We start from the raw sequence: 24,539 nt of genomic DNA on the forward strand, positions 1-24,539 counted from the left end.
ATGCGCGTCCTCTTGTTCCGCTCCGCCGACACCCTTACCGTACTTCTCGTTAAATGAATATTAACTTTCATTATTTGATAACGAGAGGGTGCGCCCATGACCGGGCAGGACGGAACGAACCACGCGCCGCTCGCCGGATACCGGGTCCTCGAACTCGGCAACTTCATCGCAGCACCGTTCGCCACCAGGATCTTCGCCGACTTCGGCGCGGAGGTCGTCAAGGTGGAACGTCCGGGCACCGGCGACGAATTGCGCGGTTGGCGACGTCATCGCGGGGACACCTCGATGATGTTTCGCACCATCGCTCGCAACAAGCACTCCGTCACAGTGGACCTGCGCACGGAGCGGGGGCGGAGCATCGCCCTGGAACTGGCCCGGCACAGCGATGTCGTGGTGGAGAACTTCCGCGCCGGCACGCTGGAGCGCTGGGGACTCGGCCCCGAGGACCTCACCGCCGTGAACCCCGGCATCGTGCTCGTCCGCATCTCCGGGTACGGCCAGACCGGGCCGTACAGGGATCGCGCGGGGTTCGGCGGTGTCGCCGAAGCCTTCGGCGGGCTGCGCGAGGTGACCGGTCACCCGGACCGTGAACCGGTGCGGCCGGCCGCACCCGTCGGGGATGCTTTCGCCGGGCTCTACGGTGCCATCGGAGCGCTAGTGATGCTGCTGGCCAAGGAGCGGGGCCTTCCTCCCCCGAACTCGCGCGTCGCCGACGTGGCGCTGTACGAGTCGGTTTTCATGGCCATGGAGTCGCTGGTTCCCGACTACGACGCCTACGGCGTGGTCCGCGAACGCACCGCGGGGAACCTGCCCGGTGTGGTCCCCAGCGGGTGCTACCCCACCAGCGACGGCAGCTCGGTGATGATCGCCGGGAACTCCAGCGGCGTGTTCGGCAGGCTCATGAGCGCGGTGGAACGCCCCGACCTCGGCGAGGATCCCGAGTTGGCCGGGGGCGAGGCGCGCGACGCCCGCGCGGCCGAGCTGGACGGGGCCGTCTCCGCGTGGACCTCGCAGCGCACCACCGCTGAGGCGGTGGAACTGCTCAGCGCCGCAGGAGTCCCGGCCGGCCCCGTCCACGACGCCCGTGCGATCGCCGAGGACCAGCACTACCGCGACCGCGGCATGCTCCATCCCATGAAGATCGCCATCGACGGCGAGCCGGAAGAAGTGCGGTTCCCCGGCATCGTGCCGCGCCTGCCCGGCAGTCCCGGCCAACTCCGCTGGGCCGGTCCCGAGCTCGGTGCCCACACCGAGGAGGTCCTCAGCGGCCTGCTCGGCTACAGCACCGGCCAGCTCGACGAGCTGCGCGCGCAGGGGGTGATCTGACGTGGCGAGCTCAACTGCCGTTCTCACCGACGTGGTGCTTCGCGACGGGCTGCAGGACGAACCCGCCGTGGTCCCGGTTCCCGACCGCATCGCCATCGCCGAGGCGCTGGTCGCGGCCGGGGTCCGCTCGATCGAAGCGGCCTCCTTCGTCAACCCTGAGCGGGTCCCGCAGATGTCCGGGGCCGAGGAGCTCATCGCCGCGCTCCCGCGCGCGCACCCGGTGCGCTACAGCGCACTGGCGCTCAACGGCCGCGGCATCGCCCGCGCGGCGGCCGCCGGTGCCGAGGAGATCAACGTGGTGGTCTCGGCCGGCCAAGGGCACAGCCGGGCCAACTCCGGGCGCAGCACGGACGAAGCGCTCGCCGACATCACCGGTGCGATCGCCCAGCACCCGTCGACGAGGTTCACCGCCGGCATCTCGACCGCCTTCGTCTGCCCCTTCGACGGGGAGATCCCCCCGGAAGACCTGCTCGCCCTGGCACGGCGCTTCTCCGAAATCGGGGTGTCCCGCATCGGCCTGGCCGACACGCTCGGCACCGCACCCCCGGAGCACGTCGTGCGCTCCCTCGACGTCCTCCGCGCGGAACTGCCCGCAACCGAGTTCTCCCTGCACCTGCACAACGCGCGCGGACAGGCCCTGCAGACGGTGGACGCAGCGATCGAACGGGGCGTGCAGCGCTTCGACAGCGCCGTCGGCGGCTACGGCGGTTGCCCCTTCGCTCCCGGCGCGCACGGAAACCTGTCCACCGAGAACCTGGTGGCTCACCTGCACCAGCGCGGCATCCCCACGGGCATCGACGAAAAAGCCCTGGAGCAGGCGGCCGAGCTGGTCGACCGAGCCCTCAGCCGCGCCCGGCCGCTGAACTGACCGAACTGCCGCCCCGGCTGAGCAGCTGACCCGGCGGAGCGGCAGCTGTCCTTCCCCGCTCCTTACCTCCCGTCCTTCCCACAGCCCGTCCTTCCCACAGCCCGGTTCCTCGCTCCCGGAACGGCTCGTGGCGCACCAATCCGAGGCCCTCCACTGCTCGAGGACGTGCCATGGTCACTTCTGATTCCTCCCGCCCCCGAAGCCGGACCACCGACGACCAACCACCGAGACCGCCCGCGGAGAGCCCCGCACGCCGGGGAAGCATCGCGGGACTGCCCGGACCGCTGTTCCTGGGCGCGTTCGCGATCGTCCTCGTCGGCGCGCTCACCGACAACCTGGCCGCACCCGTGATCGCCGGCTTCGCCACGGCGATGCTGCTCGGTGGGCTGCTGATGTGGCTGGGCAACCTCGTCCCCGCAGTGCGGGACTTCGGCCTCGCGACCATCCTGTGCACCTTCGTCCCCGCCGTGCTGGTGTTCCTGCACGTGCTTCCGCAGCCGGTCGTCAGCGGCGTGACGACGTTCACCACCGACACCGGATTCCTGGATTTCTTCGTCGCCTCGCTCGTGACCGGAAGTGTGCTGGGGATGCCGCGGCAACTGCTGATCAAGGCCGGTCCGCGGTTCGTCCTGCCGCTGGTCAGCTGCATCGCCCTCGCGCTGGCCGGGACAGGGGTGCTCGGTGCGCTGCTGGGCTACGGCCTCCGCGAGGCACTGCTGCACGTGGCCGCCCCGACGATGGGCGGCGGGATCGGCATCGGCGCTATCCCCATGTCGGAGATGTACGCGCACCACTTCGGCGGCAGTCCCGGGGACTACATGTCCACGCTCATGTCCGCCGTCGTGCTCGCCAACATCGTCTGCATCCTCATCGCCGGCACGTACAACGGGCTCGGCAACCGGCGGCAGCCCTTCGCGGGCTTCAACGGTCACGGCCAGCTGCTGCGCTTCCGCAACGACCGCGACACCGCACTGCCCGACAAGCGCGGCCTCGCGGACTTCGCCGCGCTCGCCCGCGGTGTGCTCATCACCTGCGTCCTGTTCGTCGCCGGGAACGTGCTCACCGATCTCGTACCACCCGTGCACGAACTCGCGTGGACGATCATCCTGGCCGCCCTGATCAAGCTGCTGGGGCTGCTCCCCGCACCGCTCGAAGAAGCGGCCTCCGCGTGGAACGACCTGGTCACCACCGCCTGGTTGCCCACCCTGCTCGTCGGGGTCAGCATCTCCTACATCGACATCAGCGCGGTCCTCACCGCGCTGCAGGGCCCCGTCTTCCTCATCCTGACCGCCAGCGCAGTGCTGCTCTCGAGCGCGGTCGCGGGCCTCGTCGGCTGGCTGCTCAAGATGAACTTCGTCGAAGCATCCATCACTCCCGGGTTGACCATGGCCGACACGGGAGGCAGTGGCGACGTCTCCGTGCTCAGCGCTGCCGACCGGCTCCCCCTCATGCCCTTCGCGCAACTGGCCACCCGCCTGGGCGGAATCATCACCCTCCTGCTCGTCACGCTCCTCATCCCGTTCCTGTGACCCGCCCGCGAGCGCGCTCGGGCGGATCCGCGACGGGCCTCCTCCGACGAGCGGACGCGTGCCCGGCAGCCGTGCGGCAGGTGCACCGCACGGCGGGCCGGGCACCGCTTCAGCTCAGCGCCGCGGGCGCGAGCACGGCTGCCAACGCGACTCCGGCGGCGACTGCGAGGACGACGTGGGCGAACCAGCGGCGCAGGGCATCGGCGGGCAGCTCCGGGGCCAAGCGGCCGGCGGCGGCGGAAACCACCAGCGCGGCGCCGGCGAACGCGAACAAGACCGCGTAGTCGAGGTTCGCCGCCGCGCTGGCGTGGGCGGACAGTCCGCCCGCGGCGTTGATGAGCACGATCACCAGCGAGGTCGCGACGGCCGCCTGGGCTTCGAGGCCGAGCAGCACGCTCAGGGCCGGGACGATGACGAAGCCGCCCCCGACTCCGAACAGGCCGGTGAGCACGCCGACACCGGCACCGGCGCCGAGGGCCTTGGGCAGGCAGCTGCGCCAGTTGACACCGCCCGCGCCGGTGCGGCAGGCCCCGGCGCGGTTCGCACCGCCGCGGAGCATGCGCACCGCCACGACGACCATGAGCGCGGCGAAGGCCAGCAGCAGCCAGCGCTGCGGGACCAGGCGTCCCAGGGCGGTTCCGGCGAAGGCGGCCGGGACACCGGCGACGCCGAAGACCAGCGCCACCGGCCACTGCACGTGAGCGCGGCGAGCTCGGGAGGCGAGGCCGCCCAGGGACGAGACCGCGACCACGGCCAGCGACGTGGGGATCGCCGTGTGCAGCGGTTGTCCCACACCGTAGACCAGCGCGGGCACGGCCAGGATCGAACCGCCGGCACCGAGCAGGCCCAGGGCCAGTCCGATGACCGCGCCGAAGACGCCTGCCAGGACCATCATCGTCTCCTGTTCCCGACGGCGCGGTGCGCCGCGGAAGCCAACCGGGGTGAGGGGAGGCGGGCGTGCCGCGGGAGGGGATCGGGACACGCCCGCCGGCGGGGCGGGTCAGCGGGAGGGGGTGCCCGCCGAGTCCCGCCCGCTGGTCAGGGCGCGGAGCGCGCTCGCCGCGTCCGCCTCGCGGGTGCGGTTGTGCGGCAGCAGGCCCAGAACCCGGGACATGGCGCAGGTGTCGGTCACCGCGGCGAAGGTCAGCCCCGCACCGACGAATCCGGCCACCCATTTCAGCGGTGCGTAGGCGGTGCTGGCGAGCACCCCGGACAGCACCAGCAGCCCGGCGGTGAGCCGCACCTGGCGCTCCATGCCCCACGTGCCCGAGCCGCGGTTGACCGGCGCGTCGTGCTGCTGCCACCCGGTCATCCCGCCCTCCAGCACGGAGAGGTGCCCCAGACCGGCTGCTGCCAGCACGCCGCGGGCCTGCTCGGCCCGGCCGCCGGAGGCGCACACGAGCACGATCGGGTCCTCGTGCGCGGTGGTGAGCTCGTCGCGGTGCTCGCGCAGCAGGTCCAGCGGCACGTTGTGCGAGCCGGGGATGTGCGCGGCGACGAACTCGCCGGGGGTGCGCACGTCGATCAACCGGGTGCGCGGGTTGCTCTCCAGCAGGCCGCGCACCTGCGGGGTGTCCATGCTCACCGGTGTCGTGGTGGACATCGGTCTCCTTTCCTCGTGTCTTCGCTCCGGATCGCGGGTCGGTGGTGCTCAGGCGGCCTCCAGGGCGAGCCCCGCCTGCTCGGCGTTGCCGAAGGAGTCGTCGACGAGCACGACGTCGCGTCCGGCACCTTCCAGCAGCGAAGCCGCGGCCGCGGCCCGGTAGCCGCTGCCGCAGTGCACCCACACCGTGCCCGCGGGCACCTCGCCGGTGCGGTCCTTGAGCTCGTACAGCGGGACGTGCACCGCCCCTTCCACGTGCGCGGCCGTCCACTCGTTGTTCGTGCGCACGTCCAGCACCACGTCCGCCGCCGGCAGCCCGTCGCCGCGGCCGTCGCGGGCGGCGGCGAGTTCGGCGAAGGTGGCCGCGGTGGTGCTGCGCAGCTGCGCGGGATCGGCGGCGAGCTCGTGCGGTTGGCCCGCGGCCGCCGCGGCGAAGGTGTCGATGCCGATGCGGGCCAGCTCGCGCTGCGCCTCGGACACCTGCTGCCGGCTCCGCCCGAGCAGCGTGATCGGCGCGCCCCAGTCGAGCATCCACCCGAGCCAGGTCGCCATCGGGCCGTCCAGGCCCAGGCTGACCGTGCCCGCCAGGTGCGAGTCGACGTAGGCGGTGCGCGAGCGCAGGTCCACCACCCACTCGCCGGCCGCGAGCCGCCGCCGCAACTCCTCCGGGCTCGCCCGGTCGGGGGTCCGCAGGTCCAGCGGCTCGGGTCCGGCGGTGTTGCGCACGCCCATGTGCGCGTAGTAGGCGGGATAGGCGTCCAGCCCGGACAGCATCTGCTCGACGAACTCGCCCTGCGCCAGCGTCAGCGCCGGGTTGAACTGCTTCTGCTCACCGATCGTGGCCGAATCGCCCGAGGCCTGGCTCGCCGAGCAGAAACTGCCGAAACCGTGCGTGGGCCAGATCTGCGCCCCGTCCGGCAGCATCTCCACCAGCTTGCGCGCCGAGGCGTGCTGGTGCCGGGCCAGCTCGTGGCTGTGCTCCTGCCCGAGCAGATCGGTGCGGCCGGTGGTGCCGAACAGCAGCGACCCGCCGGTGAAGACCCCGACCGGGCCGTGCTCGCCCTCCAGCACGTAGGACAGGTGGTGGTAGGTGTGCCCAGGAGTGGCCACCGCCCGCACCCGCATCCGGGGCGACACGTCCACGACATCGCCCTCGGACAGCGGCGTACGCGCGAACGGGACCTCGTCCGCCGCCGCGACCCCGTAGTCGGCCCCGGTCAGGCGGGCCAGCTCGAGCCCACCGGAGACGTAGTCGTTGTGCACGTGCGTCTCCAGCACCAGCGCGATGCGCACGCCCCACCGCCCGGCGGCGGCGAGGAACCGGTCCACATCGCGCTGCGGATCCACCACGACGGCCACGTCCCCGTCCGCGGCCAGGTAACTGCGATCGCCCAACGACGAGGTGGCGATCACCTCCACCGCCAACCCGCCGGCGAGCTGGTGGTCGGGTTCGGCGTCTCGGGCAGCGCTCATCGTGCCTCGCTCCTTCGCTCTCAGTTCGTCCCTCCCGGGCGCAGGACTCGTCATAAACCCCCCGGGGTATTACTTCCGCGCGGGCACGCCCGCCGCTGGCAGGGAGCAGCGGGCGAGGCGCGGATCAGGCCAGCGAGAGGAACAGCCGTTCGAGCTCCTGCTCCGTCATCGGCGGTTCCTCACCGTCCTCGCGCGCCTGCTGGCAGTACCGCATACCGCTGGCCACGATCTTGAATCCGGCCCGGTCCAGCGCTCGAGAGACAGCAGCCAGCTGCGTCAGCACCTGAGCGCAGTCCTCGCCCTCCTCGATCGACTCGATCACGCCGGACAACTGGCCCTGCGCCCGGCGCAGGCGCGTCAGCGCATCGCCGACCCGCTCCGACTTCATCTCCATCACAACCACCTCCAGCTCCTCCAACAGCGTATACCCCTCAGGGTATTCCGCCTCCGGCGACGGGTCCACCACAGGCCGACCCCGGACCCCGGCGGCCCCCCGCGCTCCCCGGCGGGACCCGGAGCCGAACGAGCGAGGGTTCGTGATCCAGGACATGCTCCATGTTGCTTTCAATACAACTGAGTTGCACAATAAATACCCAGGAGCAGAGCTCGTAGCCGACCAGGAACGACCGATTCGACGGACAATTCCGCATCAAAGCGAGCAATCAGCAGAGCGAACCGCGAACCCCACCGGATGTTGACACGAAGCAAGACGCTGCTTAAGTTTCGTTCAATGCAACATAGTTGTACTTTTCAGTGCGGCTTCGAGGAAAACGAACCCGCCGGCGCGCTCCTGCGCGGTCGGCTCGACCCACTCGGGAGCGGGCACCATGCCTCCAGACCCCTCTGACCCCGATCACCACCCCCGGTCCCCGGAGTCGGAGCCCCCGGCGTCGGGGACTCCAGCACCGGCGACGATGCGCCGCGTCGTCAGCGCGAGCTTCATCGGCAACCTCGTCGAGTGGTTCGACTACGCCGTCTACGGCTACCTCGCCACGACGATCGCCGGCGTCTTCTTCCCCGAAACCTCCCCCACCGCCGGACTGCTGGCCACGTTCAGCGTTTTCGCGCTGTCGTTCGTCATCCGCCCCGTCGGCGGCCTCTTCTGGGGGCACTTCGGCGACCGGGTCGGCAGGCGCACCGCGCTGTCGCTGTCCATCCTGATCATGTCCGCCGCCACCTTCGTGATCGCGCTGCTGCCCGGATACGCCCACGCGGGCCTCGCAGCCCCGCTGTTGCTTCTGGTCACCAGGCTCGTGCAGGGGTTCTCGGCAGCGGGCGAATACGCCGGAGCTTCGGCGTTCCTGTTCGAGTACGCGCCGCGGAACCGCAAGGGCTCCTACACCAGCGTCGTGCCGGCCAGCACCGCCGCGGGGCTCCTGCTGGGTTCGGTCGTCGTCACCCTGCTGACCACGGCGCTCTCGGACGAGGCGATGTCCTCGTGGGGATGGCGCGTCCCGTTCCTGCTCGCCGCACCGCTGGGGCTGGTGGGCCGCTACATCCGGCTCAAGCTCGAGGACACCCCCGAGTACAGGGAGCTGGAGGACCGGCAGTCGGCGGAGCAGGCTCCGCTGCAGCAGACCTTCGCGCGCAACAAGCGCCGCCTCCTGATCGCGTTCGGCGCGACCAGCCTCAACGCGGTCGGGTTCTACATGCTCCTCAGCTACATGCCGACCTACCTGTCCACCGAGCTCGGCATGGGCGAGACGAGCTCGTTCGCGTCGACCACCGTCACCCTCGTCGTCTACATCGCCGCCGTGTTCGCGATGGGGCGCCTGTCCGACCGGGTCGGCCGCGCGAGGATGCTCACCACCGCCGGAGCGCTGTTCGCGGTGCTGGCGGTCCCGGTGTTCCTGCTCCTCGGGGTCAGCGGCCTGCTCGGCGTCGTGCTGGTCCACACGGCACTGGGGATCCTGCTCAGCACGAACGACGGCACCCTCCCCTCCTTCCTGGCCGAGCTGTTCCCGACGCAGGTCCGCTACAGCGGTTTCGCGTTCAGCTTCAACACGGCCAACGCGCTCTTCGGCGGGACTGCGCCGTTCGTGGCCACGTCCCTGATCCACGCGAGCGGAAGCCCCGCCGCCCCCGCGTGGTACCTCGCAGCCGCCGGGCTCGCCGCGGCGCTGGTCATGCGCGCCGCAGCACGCAGTTCTCCCGGAAACGCCCCCGTCGGGGCCGTTCCGGGCAGCGCACAGCACAACACCGAGCACGAGAAAGGATCCGTTCGATGAGCATGGAACGCCTCAAGACCATCCACAACGGACAGTCTGCCGTCCCGACGTTCTCCGATGCGGAGATGCAGCGGCGGGTGGACGCGCTGCGCGCGCACATGTCCGAGTCCGGTGTGGACGCTGTGGTGTTCACCAGCTACCACAACATCAACTACTACAGCGACTTCCTCTACACCGCATTCGGGCGCAACTACGCCCTGGTGGTCACGCACAGCAGTCACGTGACGGTCTCGGCCAACATCGACGCGGGCCAGCCGTGGCGGCGCAGCTTCGGCGACAACATCGTCTACACCGACTGGCAGCGCGACAACTTCCAGCACGCCATCGCCACGGTGCTGGCCGACGCCGGAGTCACCCGCGGGCGCCTCGGCGTCGAGGACGACGAGGTCTCGCCGGTGCTGCGCGCGCAGCTCGCCGAGGCCTTGCCCGGTTTCGAGCTCGTCGACGTCTCCGCGGCCACCGCGGCCCAGCGCATGATCAAGTCCGGCGAGGAGATCGCCCTGATCAAGGAAGGGGCGCGCATCGCCGACGTGGGCGGTGCCGCCGTGACCGAGGCCGTCACCGAGGGCGCCCCCGAGTACGAGGTCGCCCTCGCGGGAACCCAGGCCATGGTCCGGGAGATCGCACGGACCTTCCCCGATGCCGAGCTGCGCGACACCTGGGTGTGGTTCCAGTCCGGGGTCAACACCGACGGGGCCCACAACTGGCCCACCTCCCGGCGGGTCCAGCGCGGCGACGTGCTCAGCCTGAACTGCTTCCCCATGATCGCCGGGTACTACACCGCCCTGGAGCGCACCCTCGTGTACGGCGAGCCCACCGAGGCGCAGCTGCGGTACTGGAAGGTCAACACGGCCGTGCACGAACGGGGGCTGGAACTCATCCGGCCCGGTGCGGTCTGCGCCGACATCGCCGCCGAGCTGAACAAGCTCTACGCGGAGGAGGGGCTGCTCGGGTACCGGACCTTCGGGTACGGCCACTCCTTCGGGGTGCTGTCGCACTACTACGGCCGCGAAGCCGGTCTGGAGCTGCGCGAGGACATCACCACCGCTCTCGAGCCGGGAATGGTGGTGTCCATGGAGCCGATGATCACCATCCCGGAGGGACAGCCCGGAGCCGGTGGGTACCGCGAGCATGACATCCTCGTGGTCACCGAAAACGGCGCCGAGAACATCACGCGCTTCCCCTACGGACCCGACCACAACATCCTCCCCGCCTGACGGTGCTCCGCGGGCGATGCCGGTCCTCGGCCCTCGCCGGGGGCCGGCATCCTCGCGGCCGGAGCGGTGCGCGGGGGCACAGGAGCAGCGAGCATGACCGACAGCGACGAGCTCGACCGGCAGGAGCCCAGGAACGCGTCCTCGATGCTGCGCAACGGCATCAGCATCCTGCACGCCTTCTCCGTGGACGAACCGGCCCTCGGGGTCACCGAGATCGCCCGCAGGGTGGACCTGCACAAGAGCACGGTCTCCCGGTTGCTGCACCAGCTCGAGCAGATGGACCTGGTCCTGCGCGACCCGGAGAGCGGGCGCTTCCGGCTCGGTCTGGGCCTGATCGGCATCGCCGGTCCCCTGCTGGCCAACCTCGACGTGCGCCGACTGGCCTACCCCTCCTTGGAGCGCCTCACCGAACGCACCGGCGAGACCAGCGCCCTGGTCGTGTGGAGCGGCCACGAGTCGCTCTCGGTCGAGCAGGTCGCCAGCCCGAAGCAGGTCAAGCACACCACCCCCATCGGGACCCGCTACACCACCGCGGCCAGCGCTTCGGTGCAGGTGTTCCTCTCCGAGCTCCCGGAGGGTCGTGCCCGGGAACTGCTGGAGCGGGGGCTGCTGCGCTCCGCGCACCCCGACGAGTCCGAGATGGGCGCCTGCCTCGAACGGCTCGCCGCCGTCCGCCGCTCGGGCGTGGCCGTCAACGCGGGTGAAACCCACGTGGAGGAAGTCGGCATCAGCGCACCGGTGCGCGACCACCGCGGTCACCTCGTCGCCGCGCTGCTGCTGTCCGCCCCCAGCTTCCGCGTCTCATCCGAGCTGCGCACCCAGCTGGCCGGAACCGTGCGCGAGACCGCCGCCGAGGTGTCGGCGCGGCTCGGCGCGAGCACGAGCGGGGGCGGCGACACCGACACGCCGCGGCCCTGACCCGCGCCGCTCGATCACACCGGCACGTCGACGAGCCGCTCGTGCACCCGCGGGGGCCGCACACCGGTTGCGCGTGCGCGGCGATCTCGGCCAGCGAGGCCACCCACATCCCGTCGAGGGAGCGGAGCAGCTCCAGCAACCGCTCGAGCATGTCCGCCTTCGCGGGACGCCCGGACAGGAACGGGTGCGTGGTCAGGACGAAGCAGCCGCCCTCGGCGTGGCGCGCCCTCGCCTCCAACGACCACATCTCCAGGGACTTCTCCGGGCTTTCGATGACACCGCTGCCCGTCCACCCCGGATAGAACGCGAACTGCTCCCAGTCGTCGAGCGCCCAGTCCACCGGGATCTCGAGCAAGCTGGCCGAGCCCGGTCCCGACGTGGCCATCAGGTACGGGACGTCGTCGTCGAGCAGGCTGGAGTCGTAGACGAAGCCGCGCTCCGCCAGCAGCCGCGGGGTGTGCCAGTTCATCTCCCACCAGGGCGCCCGGTACCCGATCGGCCGCACGCCGGCGACCCGCTCCAGCGCATCGAGCCCCCGGTCCAAGTACTCCGCCTCCGCGGCCTCGTCGAGCCCCCGCATGGCCTCGTGCACGTAACCGTGGTGCGCCACCTCGTGGCCCTCGTCGACGATGGACCGCACGGTCCCGGGGTAGCACTCGGCCGTGTAACCGGGGACGAAGAAGGTCGCGCGCACGTCCTGGCGCCGCAGCACGCGCAGCAGGCGCGGCACCCCCACGCGGGGGCCGTAGGACTGGTGCCCCATCAGCGACATGCGGTCCACCGCCGTCGGGTCCTGCACCAGGACGCAGGACTCGCCGTCCACGTCGAAGGTCAGCGCCGCTGCTGCCCGCACGTCGTCCTGCCAGGGGAACTCACCGGGGTTCGCGGACATGTTCGACCTCGTTCCACATCGGAGCAACGCAGTTCAGGGACGGTTCAGGAAAGGGAGGGGCTGCGCGTTCCGGCGGCTTCCCCGGGTTCGCGCTCGGGGAGGTAGCGGCGGTGCACCCGCGGCCCCAGCGAGGCGTAGAGGGCAGCCGAGACCAGGCCTCCCGCCAACCAGGACAGGTCGATCCCTCCCATCGCGCCGGCGATAGGACCCTGGAAGACGTCCAGCACACCGTGCATGAACAGCCAGGTGGTCCCCACGCCCGCGCCGAAGGACACCACGGCGGCCCAGTTGACGTCGGGGAGGCGCTCGCTGCCGACGGGGGCGAACAACCGCTCCGCGTACCGGCCGTCGCGCTCGAGCCGGAAGAAGTGGACGAGCATGATGCCGGCCCACGACGCGACCCAGGCCACCAGGGAGACGAGCCAGGAGTCCAGCACCGCCGCGAAGTCGCCGTGGAAGACGAACAGCACCACGCACAGCATCGAGAACACGCCCACCAGCAGGCTCAGCGTGCGTCGGGAGGCCCTGATGTCCAGGGCTTGCGTGGCGACGCCGAAGGTGTAGATGTTGAGGATGTTCGTGGCGATCGGTCCGTGCACCACGAGGAACAGCACCGGAACCGCCAGCGAGCCGTAGTTGTCGACGATCAGGCGCCCGGGATCGGCCTGGCCGTTCTCCGTCGCCAGCGACGCGCCGAGGACCCCGAGCCAGACCACGGGGAGGAACTGCCCCAGCGTGCTGGCGAGGTAGAGCCTGCGGCGCGGCACCGCGGTGCTGACGAACCGCGAGTAGTCCGCGGCGTAGGTGAACCACGTGATGCCCCACCCGATGCCGATGGCGGTCATGACGGCGGTCATCGCGCTGATCCGCTCGAGCCCGGTCAGCACCTCGCCCGGCGGGCCGGCGTAGCTCCAGTCGATCTCCAGCTGCGTCCACGCCACCAGCGACATGAGCACCAGCACCACGATCGTCGGCGGCACGGTCCAGCGCTCGAAACCGGAGATGGCCCGGTAGCCGATCCAGGAGATCACCACTTGCACGGCCATGATCCCCGCTGCCACGGCGATCTTGGCGGTGTAGTTCCCGGCAGCCGGGTCGACCAGCCCGAGCTCGCCGAACAAGGCCATGACCAGGTCCAGGATGATCCACGTGTTGACCGCGCACCACCCCACGGCGAGCAGCGCCTGGATCGCTGCGGGCAGGTACCCGCCGCGGCGGCCGAACGCGGCCCGCGCCAGCACCATCCCGGTCACACCGGTGCGCTGGCCGAGCAGCACGAACAACCCGAACAGGGACATCCCGACGAAGTTGCCGGCGATGAGCACGACCAGCGTGTCGGACAGGCCCAGCCCCAGTTGGATGCCGAGGGCGCCCAGCACCCAGTTGATGGGTGCGATGTTCGCTCCCGCCCAGATCCAGAACTGTCCTGAGACTCTCCTCGTTCTGGCTCTCTCCGGTATCGGCTGAAGGGACTCTTCGAGATCACCCGCCGCGGGGTCGTCCGTCGTCGCGCTCGTCATCTGTGCTCGCCTCCAGGCCGGTCACTGTTGTCCGCCCATGCTTCTGGCCGGGGAGGAACGAGACAAGGTACATTCCGTCAACCTTCGTTCGCCTTCCATTGGACATTCCGTCATGCCGACGACACTCGACGAGGTGCTGCGCCACCCCAGCGTGCTGCGCGGGGAGCCGGCGCTGCTGACCGGAGCGGCCCACGGCGCGCGCGCCGTGCGGTGGGTCCACTCCAGCGAAGTCGTCGACATCGCCCCGCTGCTCCGGGGTGGTGAGCTGCTGCTCGCCGGCGGAGTCGTGCTCTCCGGGATCGACCCGTCCCGTCAGCGCTCCTACGTCCGCGAGTTGACCGCTCGGGGGGTCTGCGCACTCGTCGTCGAGACGGCCAGCACCGGCGTCGGCCTACCCGAGGCCCTGCTCGACGAGTGCCGGCAGCAGGACTTTCCCCTGATCCAGCTCACCCGCACGGTCCCGTTCGTGGAGATCGCCGAGAGCATCAACGGCCTCCTGGTCAACGAGTCCGTGCAGCGGCTCCGCCTCGCCGACTCGCTCTCCGACGCGCTGTCGGCGCAGCTGACCTCGGGAGCGGATCTGCAGCAGCTCACCGACACGCTCGCGGAGAGCACCGGGGCCGGGGTCGCGGTCCGCGACAGGGCCGGACAGGTGCTCGCGACGGCAGCGCACCCCGATCCGGAGCTCGGGGCGGAGGTCGAGCAGCGACGCGCACCCATCACGGTGCACGGCGTCACCACCGCCCACCTCGACGTGCTGTCCCCTCCCGGCGCCGACCCGGCCGCGCTCGAAGCCGCCCTCGACCGCGCTCCCCAGGCCTTCGGGCTCGCCCTGCTGCGCGCGCAGCCGCCCACGCCCGGCGCGCGTGCGGCTCGTGCCCTGTTCCAGCACCTGCTCGACCCCACCGCCCGCAGCGCCGACCTCGACACCTTGCTCGCGAAGGCGGGGCTGGACGGCACCGACTCGTTCGTCGCCGTCGTGGCCGCCCACGCCGAGCCGGGGGTGCACGGAACCCTGGAGCAGGTCCTGCAGCGCAACGGGCGGAAGGCGCTCACCCGCATCGAGGAGCACGAGCTCCTCGCCCTGGTGGCCCTCGAACCGCACCACCCCGAGCGCTCCCGGCAGTGCCTCGTCGACGACGTGCGCCAGCTCGGCGATCTCGCGGCCGAGCGTTCGACCATCGGCATCGGCCCGCTCGTCACCGGCAGCGGTGAGCTCCCGCACGCCGTGTCCGAAGCGCGCCGCTGCCTGCGGTTGGACCTCGCCGGGCCGGGGAGCACCGGGATCATCGACGCCGCCGCCTGGTCCCTGCACAGGCTCGTGCACCAGCTCGACGCCGACGAGGCCTTGCACCGGTTCGTCCGCGAGCAGCTCGGAGCGCTGCTCCACGAACCGCTCGAGACCAGGCAGCGATTGCTGCGCACCCTGCAGATCTTCTTCGACTGCGCGGCGAACAAGACCCGGACCGCGCAGCGCCTGCACGTGCGCAGGCAGACCCTGTACCAACGGCTCGACAAGCTGTCCGCCTGCCTGGGCCGCGACGTCACCGACCCCGAGAAGCTCGCCGATCTGCAGGTGGCGGTCCGGCTCCGGAACGTCCTCAGCGGACACGAGGGCGGGTGAACGGCCGCGCCCGACCGCGCCGGAGCGGGACGCGTTCCCCGCACGTCCGGCTCGCCGTGCGAGCAGCCCGGCGAACGCGACGGCGGACGGCCACCGCGTGCGGAACGAGCCGGGAGGGGTGCCGAAGGAACTGCGGATCCGGCAGCGGGAATGAAAATTTCCTGGGGCGTGGCGACCAACCGGAAAGAATTGCTCCGCCTCCCGGGGAGATCGATTTCCCCGACCGGCGGAGGCGAACGGATCCGGAGCCCCCTTCCGCCTCTCCGCGCTGCGCGCGTGTGTCGAGAACCACCAATTTTTCCGCGGGCGGACATCCCCGCCCGCGGTGCGCGAACATGCGCGAAAACCGCCCCGCAGCACCCCCGGAAGGCGCCGCGAACAGCGAATTCACCGGTTTCCGGAGGCGTTTTTCCGATTCCTGACCTCGATGTGCGAGCAGTCGGGGGCAGCCTTACAGTCGATCGCGAACGACTCAGCGATGTGAGGTGTTCTCATGAATCTCACTCCGTCCGACGCGGAGAAGTTGCTGTTGAGCGTGGCCGGCATGATCGCCCGGGACCGGCGGGACCGCGGCGTCCGCCTCAACCACCCGGAGGCGGTGGCCCTGCTGTCGTGCTGGGCGATGGAGCGCGCACGCGAAGGGTCCACTGTGGACGAACTCATGAACGAGGGCCGGCGCGTCCTCGTGCGCGACGACGTGATGGAGGGAGTCCCCGAGATGCTCTCGGACGTGCAGGTGGAGGCGACCTTCCCGGACGGTCGCAAGCTCGTCACGATCACGGAGCCGATCTCATGATCCCCGGAGAGGTACGCGTCCGCGAGAGCCCGATCACGCTCAACTCCGAGCGCGCGCGGTGCACCCTCCTCGTCGTCAACGACGGGGACCGACCGATCCAGGTGGGGGCCCACCTGCACTTCCCCGATGCCAACCCGGCCCTGAACTTCGACCGGGACGCGGCCCAGGGGTACCGGCTCGACTCCCCCGCCGGGACATCGGTGCGCTTCGAACCCGGCGTGAGCAGGACGGTGGAGCTGGTAGCGCTCGGCGGGAGCCGGCACGTGCCGGGCCTGCAGGTCCGCGAGCGGGAGCTTCCGACGCACGCGAGGGAACCGAAGAAGGTCGTCCCGTTCGGGACGCCGGGATCCGAACCCGCGACGCCCACCACCGCCTCGCCACCGGCGCGGGCCCGGGTCGCCGAGGAGGCCGCGCGCGACGAGCGCGACGGAGAACCTCACCAGCAGCAGTCCGAGGAGGGCCAGTGAGCCAGATCAACCGCCGCGAGTACGCCAAGCTGTACGGACCGACGACCGGCGACCAGGTGCGGCTGGGCGACACCGACCTGTGGATCGAAGTCGAGCAGGACTTCTGCGTCGGCGGTGACGAGTCCGTCTTCGGTGGCGGCAAGAGCATCCGCGAGTCGGGGGCGCAGGGCACGACCACGCGCTCGGAAGGCGCCCTCGACCTGGTCATCACCAACGTGATCGTGCTCGACCACTGGGGCGTCGTGCGCGGCGACGTCGGCGTCCGCGACGGGCGCGTCGTCGCCGTGGGCAAGTCGGGCAACCCGGACATCATGGATGGCGTGCACCCGGACCTGCGCATCGGCCCGAGCACCGACGTCATCGCCGGTGACCGCAAGATCCTGACCGCCGGCGCGATCGACACCCACGTGCACCTGCTCACCGAGGCCGAGATGGCCGAGGCCCTGGCCACGGGAATCACGAGCGTCGCCGGCGGCGGCACCGGCCCCACCGAGGGTTCGAAGGCCACGACCGTCACGCCGGGGGCGTGGTCGCTGGCCATGATGCACCGGGCCCTCGACCACCTGCCGCTGAACGTCATCCTCTTCGGCAAGGGCAGCACCGTCAGCGCGGACGGGCTCGCCGAGCAGGCGCTGGCCGGTGCCGGCGGGTACAAGGTGCACGAGGACTGGGGCGCGACCCCGGCGGCCGTCGACGCGTCGCTGCGCGCCGCCGACGAGTTCGGACTGCAAGTGGCCCTGCACGCGGACAGCCTCAACGAGACGGGCTACGTGCAGCACACGATCGACGCGATCGACGGCCGGGGCATCCACGCGTTCCACTCCGAAGGCGCCGGCGGCGGGCACGCGCCGGACATCATCCTCGTCGCCGGGGAGCCCAACGTGCTGCCGGCGTCGACGAACCCGACCCTGCCGCACACGGTCAACACCGCCACCGAGCACCTGGACATGTTGATGGTGTGCCACCACCTGAACCCCCAGGTCCCCGAGGACCTCGCGTTCGCCGAATCGCGCATCCGGCCGACGACGATGGCCGCCGAGGACATCCTGCAGGACATCGGAGCGATGTCGATCACCTCCTCCGACGCGCAGGCCATGGGCCGCATCGGTGAACTGGTGTGCCGCACGTGGCAGGTCGCGCACGTGATGAAAGCGCAGCGCGGCGCCCTGGGCGCGTCGCTGCCCGCGGACAACGAGCGCGCCCGCCGCTACGTCGCCAAGTACACGATCTGCCCCGCGGTCGCGCACGGCATCGACCACGAGGTCGGCTCGGTCGAGCCCGGGAAGCTGGCCGACCTCGTCCTGTGGGACCCGGCCTTCTTCGGCATCCGCCCCTTCACGGTGATCAAGGGCGGCGCCGCGGTGTGGGGTGCGCTCGGCGACCCCAACGCGACGATCCCCACGCCCCAGCCGGTCGTCATGCGCCCGGCGCTGCCCCAGGGCCCGTCGTCCGCGCCGCACCTGTCGGTGAACTTCGTCGCCCAGTCCGCATTGGACGACGGGATCGCCGAAAAGATCGGCCTGCAGCGCAGGCTCGCCGCGGTGCGCCCCACTCGCGGGGTCACCAAGCAGGACATGCCGAACAACACCGCGCTGCCCCGACTCGACGTGGACCCGGAGACCTTCGCCATCAGCATCGACGGCGAGCGCGTCCGCCCGAACCCCGTCGAGGAGGTGCCGCTGGGCCAGCGCTACTCGTTCTTCTGAGGGGGGACGTCAGTGGACCCGAACCTGGGAGCCATGCTCCTCGCCGACGCCCGCCTGCCCACGGGCGGGCACGCGCACTCGGCAGGTCTCGAACCAGCGCTGGCCGCAGGTCTGGGCAGCGGGGAGGTGCCCGAATACCTCCGCGGCCGGTTGCGCTCGGTGGCCCTGGTCGACGCCGCTGCCTCGGTCCTGGCCCTGCGGGCGTCCCGCGAACGGCCGGTCCGGCTCTCCGCCGTCCACGACGCGCTGCTCGCGCGCACGCCGACCGCGCCGGTGCGCGAGTCCTCCGGGCTGCTCGGACGGGGCCTGGTGCGGTTGGCCGCACGGCTGTGGCCCGAGCACCCGGCCGTGGCCGCGCTGGACGAGATCGGTCCGAGGCCGCAGCGCCCCGTGGCGCTGGGGGTCGTGGCAGCAGCGATGGGACTGGACGAGCGGCACGTCGCGCGGGCCTGCTTGTACGAGGACGCCCAAACCGTGGCGGCGGCCGCGCTCAAACTGCTCCCCGCCGACCCCGCCGAAACCGCACGCTGGGTCTGGGAGTCCGCCGAGGTCGTCCAGGAATCGGTCGAGCGAGCCGTCGCCGTCACCCGCCCCACCGAACTCCCCGCCGTCAGCGCCCCGCTGGTCGAGCGCTGGGCGCTGCAGCACGACACGCGCACGAGGAGGATCTTCGTTGCTTGATCACGAACACCGCGAGGGCACCGCACCGTCCCGGCCGCTGCGGCTGGGAATCGCCGGCCCGGTCGGCACCGGCAAGAGCACGCTGATCGGGACGCTGTGCCAGCAGCTCTCGACCGAGCTCGAGCTGGCGGTGGTGACCAACGACATCTACACCGACGAGGACGCGCGCATGCTCCGCGCCGCCGGCGTCCTGCCCGTCGAGCGGATCCGCGCCGTGGAAACCGGCGCCTGCCCGCACACGGCGATCCGCGACGACGTCACCGCCAACCTCATCGCCGCGGAAGACCTCGAGCGCGCGTTCGCACCGCTGGACGTCGTCCTCGTCGAAAGCGGCGGGGACAACCTCACGGCGACCTTCAGCCCCGCCCTCGTCGACGCCCAGATCTTCTGCATCGACGTGGCCGGTGGTGGTGACGTCGCCCGCAAGGGCGGCCCCGGCATCGAGCGCGCCGACCTGCTGGTGGTCAACAAGACCGATCTCGCGGAGCACGTGGGAGTGGACGTGCCCCGCATGGTCGCCGACGCCCGAGCGGTGCGCTCCGGCCTGCCGACCCTGGCGCTGTCCCGCACCGATTCGGCGGCCGTCGCCGAACTGCGCGACTGGGTGCAGCGCCTCGTCTCCGAGCACCGCAGGGGTGCGCGCACCGCCGCGGACCCGGGTCCGATGGCCCCCCACGTCCACCAGCACGGGTGATCCCGCGATGACGACGGTGTCGATCGACCTCGTCGACGGCGCTGCGCGCACCGCGGTCCTGCGGGGAGGGGGCTACCTGCGCCCCCTCCTGCTCGGCACCGACGGCCCGTGCGCGCGCATCGCTCTCGTCGGCGTGTGCGCCACGCTGCTCGCCGGCGACGACGTGCAGCTCCGCATCGAGGTGGGCAGCGGCGTGCACCTCGAGCTCGTCGAGCCCTCCGGCGTGGTCGCCTACGACGCTCGAGGCGGCAGCGCTCGCTGGGCGGCCAGCGTGCACGTCGGCGCCGGTGGCTCGCTCACCTGGCGCGCCGCTCCCTTCGTCGTCGCCGAGGGCGCCGACGTGCAGCGCCGCACCGAACTCGCCCTCGACGAGGACGCGCTGGCCCTCGTGTCCGAAACCCTGGTGCTCGGCCGCAGCGGCGAAGACGGCGGAAAACTGCACTCGACGCTGCGAGCCACCCGAGCCCGGCACGAGCTGCTGGTCGAGGAACTCGACCTGCGCTCGTCCGAGCTGCGGGCGTCCCCCGGGATCCTCGGGTCATCCCGCGTCCTCGCCACGGTCGCGCTGCTCGGCACCTGCCCGCCCGAGCCGATCTCCCCGCCGGAAACGCCCCTCGCCGGACCCGGTTCCCTCGCCCGGGAGCTCGCGCGGGACGCCCACAGCGCCGACGAGGCGCTGCGGAGCACGTGGGAGCGCTGGCGGGGCCTCCTCGAGCGCGCCACGTCGACGCAGCAGGGTCGTTCGTCCGGGCTCCCCGAGCGGGACTCGCTTCCGACGTGATCGCGTGCCGCCCGGTTCCCGCGAGGGCTCGGGGAGACCGCCGCGAGCGAGCCCGGCCCGCGGCGCAGCAGCGCCCATCCCCACCCGAGCGGTTTCGCGGGGCGCCGGGCACGAATTGCTCGGCGTCGCGCGGACCGCGGCGCTCCGGTGCTCACTCCCGCAGGGTGCGGACCGATTCGCGGTGGGCGAGCACGTCGCTGCGGCGCAACCACACCGGTTTGTGGGCGAAGTCGAAGAACAGTCCGAGCTGGTCGCGGTAGTGCGGGCCCGTCGCCCCGTCCGGGGCGACGAATCCGCTCTGGCCGGGCGCGACCACCTCGACGGCCTCGACGCGGACCGGTTCGAGACTGACCATGTTGTTCTCGCTGCCGCGGTTGGCGAAGACGCCCTGCTCGACGGCTTCCCGTTCCCCGGCTTGCGGCACCCCGGTGAAGTTGGCCGTGCCGAACGTGGCCGGCACGACCGGGGCGCGCCACGCCCGCATGTCCGGACCGTGCTGCTCGCGCAGGTCGCGCAGGGCCGTTGCCAGCGCCGCGCGGACCGCGGCGCGCGGGTCGCGCCCGGCGAAGAGGTCGACCTGCTGCTCGACCCCGGAGTCGGCTCCACGCAGGGCGTTGTGCAGCAGTTGCGCACCCGGTTGGACGTTGACCGAGGCCACGCCCCCGCTGGGGTCGAGGTAGCCGGCGTCGGCGTAGCGCTGGTACGTGCGCGGCGGCAGCTCGCCGGCGAGGACGTGCTCGAGCATGCGCTCCAACCACCGCCGCATGATCGCTCCGCCGGGGTGGTCGTAGTGCCCGTCGCCGTCGCGGTCGACGTTGGTGCGGTCCCAGGAGCGCACCAGTTCCACGGCGCGACGCTGCTCCGATCCGGGCGGCAGGTCGGCAACGGCCCGGACCAGGTGCTCGACGAAGTAACGCGCGTTGACGTCGACGAACGAGGTGTCCCGGATGACCTGCCACGCCTGCTGCGGGGTGATCCCGGAACGCCCCGCGAGCTGCTCGTCGATCTCGCGAACCCGGTCGGCCGCTCCCCACAGGCCCGAGCCCTCGTAGCCCGGGGCGGGTTTGTTGTTCCAGTTGGTCAGGAATCCCTGCTCCGGGTTGAGCACCTTCGGGTTCCAGGAGAACGGCTGCAGCCCGCGCCACTCCATGTCGCCGGTTCCCGAAGCGGGAAGCCGGGGGTCGGCGTCGGGATGCCGCCTGGGGTACGCACCCGTGTGGACGTAGCCGATGTTGCCGCGGCGATCGGCGTAGTACCAGTTGATCGTGGTCGCGTTCCGGGAGGCCTGCCGCAACCACTGCGACCACGAGCGGGCGCGTGTGGAGTCGATCCAGCCGAGCAGGGACTCGACCTCGAGCCCGGCCCAGGAGCGCTTCTTGCTGTAGGCCACGCCCCGGTCGGGATCGCTGGCGACGACCGGTCCGTGCACCGTGGAGCGCACGGTCACCTCCACCGGTTCCCTCCCGCGCACGGCGATGGTCTCGGTGCGCTCACCCATCCGCCGGTAGGAACCGTCGAACAGGTACTCGCGCGGGTCCTCCGGGTTGAGCTGCTCGGCGTAGACGTCGACGGTCGCCCCCATGCCCGCGGTCGCTCCCCAAGCGATGTCGCCGTTGTGCCCGAACAGGATCGCCGGGTACCCGAAGGGCGTGTTGCCCACCACGTCGAACCCGGCGCCGTGCAGTCCGACCGAGTAGGTGTAGGCGGGCTGGAAAAACCCGAACTGCGGCCCGTTGACCAGGATCGCTCCGCCGGAGGCGGTCTTGGCCCCGCCGATCAGCCACGCGTTGCTGAAGCGCGCGCGATCTGCCGGCGAACCACCCCCGGCCAGTCCCGCGGCCGCGGTGTGGGCCGGGGACGCGTCCGCGCCCGCGCGCGGTGCGGCGGCGGGGGGAACGTCGATGCTCGGGAGGCGCCTCTGCCGGGCATCGAGCCCTGCGCTGCCCCGCGGTGATTCCCGCCGTTGCGCGTCGCTGGGGGGAACCGTCGTCGGGGCATCCGGGTCGTCGCGCCAGACGATCTGCTGGAACAGTCGCTCGCCCTTGGCCTCGCCGTGGTGCTGGACCAGTTCCCGCAGCACGGCGAGGTTCTCGGGCTGCGAGGTGGCGTCCGAATAGCGGTGCGCCATCGTGGCCACGAAGATCATCACCACGTCCAGGCCGGTGAACCGGTCCGGTCGGAAACCGCTCAGGGCGTACTCCTCGGGCAGCAGCGAACCGGTGTCCGCCAGGACCTCGTCGATGCGGGCGTTGACCCCGTCGGCGTACCCCTCGAAGATCTCCCGGTCCCGTTGGGACAGCCCGCCGTACTGCTCGCGCACCGAATCCGCGTCCACGTCGGAGCGCAGCGAGCGGTCGTGCTCGATCCAGTCCGGCCCCAGCACTTCGGCCACGCGGCCCGTGAACGAGCGCCGTGCCATGTCGAGCTGGAACAGCCTGTCCTCGGCGATGCTGTACCCGTAACCGTAGAACAAGCCGTGCCGGCTCGCCGCGTAGATGTGCGGAGTTCCCCAGGTGTCTCGGACCACCGTGACTCCGGCGCCCAGCGACCGGCCGGCCGCACCGGCCACCGGAGCAGCGACCGCGGAAGCACCCAGCGCGGCGGCGGCAGCCAGCGTGCTGCGGCGGCTCACTCCACCCGGATCCATACCGCTCCTCCCATCCCGCAAGCGCGCCCTCGATCAGCGGCCGCGATCGGGAGTCCACGGTGGACCACCGATGCACGGCCGCCGAGCGCCTACCGACCGATCGGTCAGTATTTCGGTGCGCGCAGTCAAGCACGCGCGATCACCGCTGTCAACGCCTCAGCGCCCCGGCCCGGTTTCGCGCACGAGGACGGCGGCGACCAGGGAGATCACCGCGGTGCCGGCGAGGTAGATCCCGGGGGACAGCTGGCTTCCCGTCACCCCGATGAGAGAGGTGAGAACCAGCGGGGTGAATCCGCCGAAGACGGACACCGCCGTGCTGTAGGCCATCGACAGGCCGCTGTAGCGCACCTCCGTGGGGAACAGCTCCGACATCACGGTCGCCAGCGCCCCCATGGCGGGCGAGAGCGCCAGCGCGAGCGCGACGTAGGCGATGACGGTCGTGGCGAACGTCGCCTGCAGCAGCAGCGCGTAGATCGGAACGGCGAAGACGGCCAGCCCCAGCGGGGAGGCGATGAGCAGCGGCCTGCGCCGCCCGATGCGATCGGAGAGCAGCCCCCACAGCGGAATCAGCACCACCAGCAGCGACACGCCGAGCAGCATGGCCGTGAACATGTGCCGCTGGGGGATTCCGACGTTGTTCACGAGGTAGGCGGGGAAGAAGGCCTCGATCATGTAGGTGGCCGTCGTCCCCGAGATGATCATGCAGACGATGGCGAGCACGCTGCGCCAGTGCTCCTGCAGCGCCGCGAGGAGGGGTGCCCGCTCGGCATCGCGCTCGTGGTCGGCCTCCTTGAACTGGGGCGTCTCGTCGAGCCGCAGGCGCAAGTACAGCCCGAGCAGTCCGAGCGGCAGCGTCAGCAGGAACGGGATGCGCCACCCCCAGGCGGTGAGGGCCTGCTCGGACATCCCGATGCTCAGGGCGGTCCCGACGGCGGAGGCGAGCAGCGCGCCGAGGAACTGGGTGAAGAACTGCCAGCTGCCGTAGAGCGCGCGCCGGCCCTCCGGCGCGTACTCCACCATGAACGCGGTCGCTCCGCCGAACTCGCCTCCCGCGGAGAACCCCTGCACGACGCGGGCGCTCAGCAGCAGGGCCGGAGCGAGCACGCCGACCGAGTCGTAGGTCGGCAGCGCTCCGATGACGAACGTCGCAGCCGACATGCCGACGATCACCGCGGCGAGGATGCCGCGCCGCCCCATCCTGTCCCCGAGGTGGCCGAACGTCAGCGCCCCCAGCGGGCGCAGCACGAACGCGACCCCGAAGACCGCGAAGGTCGAGATGAGCGACGCGCTCCCGGCCGGGAAGAAGTTCGTGGCGATGGCCGCCGCGAAGAATCCGAAGAGGGTGTACTCGAACCACTCGATGAAGTTGCCGATCGACGCGGCGAGGACGGCCTTCCTGCGCGTGGCGGTGGGAACGGCCGGTGCGGTCCCCGCGTCCCGGGTTGTTGAGGTCATCGTGCTGCCTTGGGGAGTTCGGGAAGTTCTCGGGCTGGTGTTCCGGTGGGAGAGGTGGAACCGTCGTCGTGCCCCGACCGCCTCCGCCGCCCGCACCCGGGCGGTGGACGTCGA

The 24,539-nt window shown here is 71.4% G+C and carries 19 protein-coding genes and 2 pseudogenes; 13 read left to right on the top strand and 8 right to left on the bottom strand.

Translation table 11 applies throughout. From position 1 onward, the window contains the following. The first annotated feature begins 96 nt into the window (after positions 1–96). The 3 genes from ACYVJE_RS04145 to ACYVJE_RS04155 all read left to right on the top strand — a co-directional run bounded on the left by ACYVJE_RS04145 (position 97) and on the right by ACYVJE_RS04155 (position 3,723). Positions 97–1,326, top strand: a complete 1,230-nt coding sequence (locus ACYVJE_RS04145; RefSeq protein WP_461143341.1) for a CaiB/BaiF CoA transferase family protein — start codon at positions 97–99, stop codon at positions 1,324–1,326. Between the two features lies 1 nt (position 1,327). Further along, a complete protein-coding gene (locus tag ACYVJE_RS04150; RefSeq protein ID WP_461143342.1) occupies positions 1,328–2,194 on the top strand; it encodes a hydroxymethylglutaryl-CoA lyase in 867 nt (288 codons plus the stop codon). Positions 2,195–2,364: 170 nt separating this feature from the next. Continuing rightward, positions 2,365–3,723 carry a 2-hydroxycarboxylate transporter family protein gene (locus ACYVJE_RS04155; RefSeq protein WP_461143343.1) on the top strand — a complete coding sequence of 453 codons (1,359 nt, stop codon included), beginning with the start codon at positions 2,365–2,367 and terminating at the stop codon, positions 3,721–3,723. A 109-nt stretch (positions 3,724–3,832) separates the two neighbouring features. Here ACYVJE_RS04155 and ACYVJE_RS04160 read toward each other — a convergent pair whose 3' ends face one another. From ACYVJE_RS04160 to ACYVJE_RS04175, 4 genes are all read right to left on the bottom strand, one after another. After that, the gene (locus tag ACYVJE_RS04160) at positions 3,833–4,615 is read right to left on the bottom strand and encodes a sulfite exporter TauE/SafE family protein (protein ID WP_461143532.1); all 783 of its coding nucleotides are present in this window, start codon (positions 4,613–4,615) and stop codon (positions 3,833–3,835) included. Positions 4,616–4,723: 108 nt separating this feature from the next. Then, complete coding sequence (locus ACYVJE_RS04165) at positions 4,724–5,326, bottom strand: rhodanese-like domain-containing protein (protein WP_461143344.1); 603 nt, start codon at positions 5,324–5,326, stop codon at positions 4,724–4,726. A 48-nt stretch (positions 5,327–5,374) separates the two neighbouring features. Further along, a complete protein-coding gene (locus ACYVJE_RS04170) occupies positions 5,375–6,799 on the bottom strand; it encodes an MBL fold metallo-hydrolase (RefSeq protein ID WP_461143345.1) in 1,425 nt (474 codons plus the stop codon). A gap of 124 nt (positions 6,800–6,923) precedes the next feature. Continuing rightward, positions 6,924–7,193, bottom strand: a complete 270-nt coding sequence (locus ACYVJE_RS04175; protein WP_461143346.1) for a metal-sensitive transcriptional regulator — start codon at positions 7,191–7,193, stop codon at positions 6,924–6,926. Between the two features lie 520 nt (positions 7,194–7,713). Between ACYVJE_RS04175 and ACYVJE_RS04180 the strand changes: the two genes are divergently transcribed. The 3 genes from ACYVJE_RS04180 to ACYVJE_RS04190 all read left to right on the top strand — a co-directional run bounded on the left by ACYVJE_RS04180 (position 7,714) and on the right by ACYVJE_RS04190 (position 11,162). After that, a complete protein-coding gene (locus ACYVJE_RS04180; protein ID WP_461143347.1) occupies positions 7,714–9,027 on the top strand; it encodes an MFS transporter in 1,314 nt (437 codons plus the stop codon). Next, positions 9,024–10,244 (top strand): M24 family metallopeptidase, encoded by a 1,221-nt coding sequence (locus ACYVJE_RS04185; RefSeq protein WP_461143348.1) that lies wholly within the window; start codon positions 9,024–9,026, stop codon positions 10,242–10,244. The genes ACYVJE_RS04180 and ACYVJE_RS04185 overlap by 4 nt, the downstream gene beginning before the upstream one ends. Before the next feature lie 93 nt (positions 10,245–10,337). After that, positions 10,338–11,162: an IclR family transcriptional regulator gene (locus tag ACYVJE_RS04190; RefSeq protein ID WP_461143349.1), complete on the top strand. Its 825-nt coding sequence runs from the start codon at positions 10,338–10,340 to the stop codon at positions 11,160–11,162. Between the two features lie 199 nt (positions 11,163–11,361). Here the strand turns inward: ACYVJE_RS04190 and ACYVJE_RS04195 are convergent. Together ACYVJE_RS04195 and ACYVJE_RS04200 are read right to left on the bottom strand one after the other, a co-directional pair. Beyond that, positions 11,362–12,054, bottom strand: a pseudogene (locus ACYVJE_RS04195) (polysaccharide deacetylase family protein); the annotation flags it as partial. A gap of 44 nt (positions 12,055–12,098) precedes the next feature. After that, positions 12,099–13,574 (bottom strand): purine-cytosine permease family protein, encoded by a 1,476-nt coding sequence (locus ACYVJE_RS04200; RefSeq protein ID WP_461143350.1) that lies wholly within the window; start codon positions 13,572–13,574, stop codon positions 12,099–12,101. Positions 13,575–13,686: 112 nt separating this feature from the next. Between ACYVJE_RS04200 and ACYVJE_RS04205 the strand changes: the two genes are divergently transcribed. The 7 genes and pseudogenes from ACYVJE_RS04205 to ACYVJE_RS04235 all read left to right on the top strand — a co-directional run bounded on the left by ACYVJE_RS04205 (position 13,687) and on the right by ACYVJE_RS04235 (position 20,323). Continuing rightward, positions 13,687–15,198 (top strand): PucR family transcriptional regulator, encoded by a 1,512-nt coding sequence (locus tag ACYVJE_RS04205; RefSeq protein ID WP_461143351.1) that lies wholly within the window; start codon positions 13,687–13,689, stop codon positions 15,196–15,198. A 493-nt stretch (positions 15,199–15,691) separates the two neighbouring features. Next, positions 15,692–15,994: an urease subunit gamma gene (locus tag ACYVJE_RS04210; RefSeq protein WP_459159648.1), complete on the top strand. Its 303-nt coding sequence runs from the start codon at positions 15,692–15,694 to the stop codon at positions 15,992–15,994. Beyond that, positions 15,991–16,272 (top strand): annotated as a pseudogene (locus tag ACYVJE_RS04215) (urease subunit beta); the annotation flags it as partial. The gene ACYVJE_RS04210 and the pseudogene ACYVJE_RS04215, both read left to right, overlap by 4 nt. A 185-nt stretch (positions 16,273–16,457) precedes the next feature. Continuing rightward, the gene (locus ACYVJE_RS04220) at positions 16,458–18,167 is read left to right on the top strand and encodes an urease subunit alpha (RefSeq protein WP_461143352.1); all 1,710 of its coding nucleotides are present in this window, start codon (positions 16,458–16,460) and stop codon (positions 18,165–18,167) included. Positions 18,168–18,179: 12 nt separating this feature from the next. Continuing rightward, positions 18,180–18,848, top strand: a complete 669-nt coding sequence (locus tag ACYVJE_RS04225; protein ID WP_461143353.1) for an urease accessory protein UreF — start codon at positions 18,180–18,182, stop codon at positions 18,846–18,848. After that, positions 18,841–19,542, top strand: coding sequence for an urease accessory protein UreG (ureG, locus tag ACYVJE_RS04230; RefSeq protein ID WP_459159645.1), 702 nt, complete (start codon positions 18,841–18,843; stop codon positions 19,540–19,542). The genes ACYVJE_RS04225 and ureG overlap by 8 nt, the downstream gene beginning before the upstream one ends. Positions 19,543–19,549: 7 nt before the next feature. Continuing rightward, a complete protein-coding gene (locus tag ACYVJE_RS04235; RefSeq protein ID WP_461143354.1) occupies positions 19,550–20,323 on the top strand; it encodes an urease accessory protein UreD in 774 nt (257 codons plus the stop codon). A gap of 151 nt (positions 20,324–20,474) precedes the next feature. On the opposite strand, the gene ACYVJE_RS04240 is transcribed toward ACYVJE_RS04235, so the two are convergent. Continuing rightward, positions 20,475–22,970, bottom strand: coding sequence for a penicillin acylase family protein (locus tag ACYVJE_RS04240; protein WP_461143355.1), 2,496 nt, complete (start codon positions 22,968–22,970; stop codon positions 20,475–20,477). Between the two features lie 156 nt (positions 22,971–23,126). After that, complete coding sequence (locus ACYVJE_RS04245; RefSeq protein WP_459159642.1) at positions 23,127–24,425, bottom strand: MFS transporter; 1,299 nt, start codon at positions 24,423–24,425, stop codon at positions 23,127–23,129. Between the last annotated feature and the right edge of the window lie 114 nt (positions 24,426–24,539).

The sequence above is a fragment of the Salinifilum aidingensis genome, assembly GCF_054782015.1.

Coding starts and splice junctions, on each gene's coding strand:
- ACYVJE_RS04145 (WP_461143341.1), top strand. CDS start 97: ATGACCGGGCAGGACGGAACGAACCACGCGCCGCTCGCCGGATACCGG.
- ACYVJE_RS04155 (WP_461143343.1), top strand. CDS start 2,365: ATGGTCACTTCTGATTCCTCCCGCCCCCGAAGCCGGACCACCGACGAC.
- ACYVJE_RS04160 (WP_461143532.1), bottom strand. CDS start 4,615: ATGGTCCTGGCAGGCGTCTTCGGCGCGGTCATCGGACTGGCCCTGGGC.
- ACYVJE_RS04165 (WP_461143344.1), bottom strand. CDS start 5,326: ATGTCCACCACGACACCGGTGAGCATGGACACCCCGCAGGTGCGCGGC.
- ACYVJE_RS04170 (WP_461143345.1), bottom strand. CDS start 6,799: ATGAGCGCTGCCCGAGACGCCGAACCCGACCACCAGCTCGCCGGCGGG.
- ACYVJE_RS04175 (WP_461143346.1), bottom strand. CDS start 7,193: ATGGAGATGAAGTCGGAGCGGGTCGGCGATGCGCTGACGCGCCTGCGC.
- ACYVJE_RS04180 (WP_461143347.1), top strand. CDS start 7,714: ATGCGCCGCGTCGTCAGCGCGAGCTTCATCGGCAACCTCGTCGAGTGG.
- ACYVJE_RS04185 (WP_461143348.1), top strand. CDS start 9,024: ATGAGCATGGAACGCCTCAAGACCATCCACAACGGACAGTCTGCCGTC.
- ACYVJE_RS04190 (WP_461143349.1), top strand. CDS start 10,338: ATGACCGACAGCGACGAGCTCGACCGGCAGGAGCCCAGGAACGCGTCC.
- ACYVJE_RS04200 (WP_461143350.1), bottom strand. CDS start 13,574: ATGACGAGCGCGACGACGGACGACCCCGCGGCGGGTGATCTCGAAGAG.
- ACYVJE_RS04205 (WP_461143351.1), top strand. CDS start 13,687: ATGCCGACGACACTCGACGAGGTGCTGCGCCACCCCAGCGTGCTGCGC.
- ACYVJE_RS04210 (WP_459159648.1), top strand. CDS start 15,692: ATGAATCTCACTCCGTCCGACGCGGAGAAGTTGCTGTTGAGCGTGGCC.
- ACYVJE_RS04235 (WP_461143354.1), top strand. CDS start 19,550: ATGACGACGGTGTCGATCGACCTCGTCGACGGCGCTGCGCGCACCGCG.
- ACYVJE_RS04240 (WP_461143355.1), bottom strand. CDS start 22,970: ATGGATCCGGGTGGAGTGAGCCGCCGCAGCACGCTGGCTGCCGCCGCC.
- ACYVJE_RS04245 (WP_459159642.1), bottom strand. CDS start 24,425: ATGACCTCAACAACCCGGGACGCGGGGACCGCACCGGCCGTTCCCACC.